Source organism: Stenotrophomonas sp. P5_B8, assembly GCF_054049855.1.
In genome coordinates, this window is record NZ_JBFULO010000485.1 from 1 (window position 1) to 2,656 (window position 2,656).

The window sequence follows — 2,656 nt, forward strand, 5'->3', positions numbered from 1 at the left end:
ACACCAAGGTGTTCGATGATCCCGACGTGCCGATGCTGGTGCAGACCGGGTGCCAGGGCAGCGGGTCAGGCGTGGCGGACTGGTCGGCCCGGATGATCGATGCCGACGGCGTGGCCACGGCCCCGGTGACCTATCGGCAGGTATGCGGCCGAGGATGACCACAGGTCTGGCGCAGAAAAGGTTCTTCGCCCCTATGATGGGGCCCTCACGGGCGCGACAAACCCGAGCGGAGACGCCAGCCGATCCAAGCGGCGCCTGCACACCCGGCCACCCGCGCAGGGTCGTGCTCACGCTGCGACGGCCCTTGCAACAAGATGTTCCCCGCAGGGGCGAAGAGCCAAAAAAAGGCCGGCGCATCGCGCCGGCCTCCGTGAATCACCGTGCAGCGGGCTTGCCTCAGCCCAGCTCACCCTTCGCATCCAGGTAGCGCTCGGCATCCAGCGCGGCCATGCAGCCGAAGCCGGCCGAGGTGATCGCCTGGCGGTAGTGCTGGTCGGCCACGTCGCCGGCGGCGAACACGCCCTCGACCGAGGTCTGGGTGGCGTTGCCGCCCAGGCCCGAGCGGATGTCCAGGTAACCGTTGTTCATGGTCAGCTGGCCGTCGAACAGGCTGGTGTTGGGGTGGTGGCCGATGGCCACGAAGAAGCCGTGGGCCTCGATGTCGCGGGTGCTGCCGTCCAGCGTGGACTTGACCCGCACGCCGGTGACGCCGGCATCGTTGCCCAGCACTTCATCGACCTGGTGGTGCCACACGGTCTCGATCTTGCCGGCCGCCACCTTGGCGAACAGCTTGTCCTGCATGATCTTTTCCGCCTTGAGGGTGTCGCGGCGGTGGACCAGGTAGACCTTGCGGGCGATGTTGGACAGGTACAGCGCCTCTTCCACGGCGGTGTTGCCGCCGCCGACCACGACCACGTCCTGGTCACGGTAGAAGAAGCCGTCGCAGGTGGCGCAGGCAGACACGCCGCGGCCCTTGAAGGCCTCTTCCGATTCGATGCCCAGGTACTTGGCGGTCGCGCCGGTGGCGATGATCAGCGCGTCGCAGGTGTACTCGGCACTGTCGCCGATCAGCTTGAACGGGCGCTGGGCCAGGTCGGCGGTGTGGATATGGTCGAAGATCACCTCGGTCTCGAAGCGCTCGGCATGGGCCTGCATGCGCGTCATCAGGTCCGGGCCCATCAGGCCATGCGCGTCGCCGGGCCAGTTGTCCACTTCGGTGGTGSTCATCAGCTGGCCACCCTGCTGCAGTCCGGTGATCACCACCGGCTTGAGGTTGGCGCGCGCGGCATAGACAGCGGCGGTCCAGCCGGCCGGGCCGGAGCCGAGGATGACGAGCTTCTGGTGGCGGGAGGGCAGGGAATGGCTCATGTAGACTCGCGTAAATGGTGATGGGGCGGGACGCCGGCGGTGATTGCGTGGCGTCCGGGACAAGCCATAGAGTGGCGGCAGGGGCGGGGCGATTCAAGGCGACCGGTGGAGCGGGGCGACCTGCGGGGCATGTCGGCGCCTCCCGTGTCGAAGTTTTGACAGGGGCCGGGCCGGGTGGGCGTGCCGACCAACGGTCGACACCTACCGGGGTGCCAGCCAGTCGTTTATTATCAAGCACTAACAGTGCATTCCCAAGGTGTGGTCTAAGGTGGCGAAGCAGCTCCCGGAACGATCCAAGTCTCCCGACAGCAAACCGTCGCGCAAGGCTGCGGCGGCGCCTGCGCCTGCCGATAATCCGGGCCGTCAGCGTCTGTGGCGCGACCTCGGCCTGATCGCGATCGCCCCGGCGCTGCTGTATCTGGTCGCCAGCCTGTTCACCTATTCGGCCACCGACCCCGGCTGGTCGCACACCGGCAGCGTGGTCGCGCCCATCCACAACATGGGCGGCCGGGTCGGGGCGTGGATCGCCGACGTGCTGCTGCAGCTGTTTGGCTACATCGCCTTCGTGCTGCCGATCGTGCTCGGCGCGCTGGCCTGGATCGCCATGTTCGGGCTCAAGCGTGAAAGCAAGGGCGAGCATGACCTGGACCCGGCGCTGCGGTTGGTTGGCCTGGTCGGCTTCCTGATCGCCGGCACCGGCTTCCTGCATGTGCGTCTGTTCACTGGCGATGTCGCCCATGCCGGCGGCATTCTCGGCCGGCTGGTGGGCAACTCGCTCAGCGCCGGGTTCGGTGCGCTGGGTGCGAATCTGTTCGTGCTGGTGCTGCTGCTGGCCTCGATCACCCTGGCCACGGGCATCTCCTGGTTCGTGGTGATGGAGAAGATCGGTCGCTGGGTACTGGCGCTGCCGCCGCTGTTCAACAAGAAGAAAGAGCAGGCCACCGAGTGGCAGCAGACCCGCGCCATGCGCGAGGAGCGCCAGGAAGTGCGCAAGGTCGATGCGGAGGTGCGTGCCAAGCGCGAGCCGGTCAAGATCGAGCCGCGCCCCGAGCCGGTGCTGGAAAAGAGCGACCGGGCCAAGCGCGAGACCCAGATCCCGATGTTCCGCGGGGTCAATGGCGATGGCTCGGACCTGCCGCCGCTGGCGCTGCTGGACGATCCCAAGCCGCAGCCCAAGGGCTACGACGAAGACACGCTGGAAACGCTGTCGCGGCAGATCGAGTTCAAGCTCAAGGATTTCCGCATCGAAGCGCAGGTGGTGGGCGCCTATCCGGGTCCGGTGATCACC

General features: G+C 67.2%; 2 protein-coding genes. One reads left to right on the forward strand and one right to left on the reverse strand.

Annotated elements, in window-relative coordinates; translation table 11 throughout:
- Positions 1–396 precede the first annotated feature (396 nt).
- Positions 397–1,368 (reverse strand): thioredoxin-disulfide reductase, encoded by a 972-nt coding sequence (trxB, locus tag ACXJKH_RS18370; RefSeq protein ID WP_457321500.1) that lies wholly within the window; start codon positions 1,366–1,368, stop codon positions 397–399.
- 268 nt (positions 1,369–1,636) lie between these two features.
- Here trxB and ACXJKH_RS18375 point away from each other — a divergent pair.
- The coding region (locus tag ACXJKH_RS18375) for a DNA translocase FtsK 4TM domain-containing protein (RefSeq protein WP_457321502.1) at positions 1,637–2,656 on the forward strand (1,020 nt) is incomplete at its 3' end.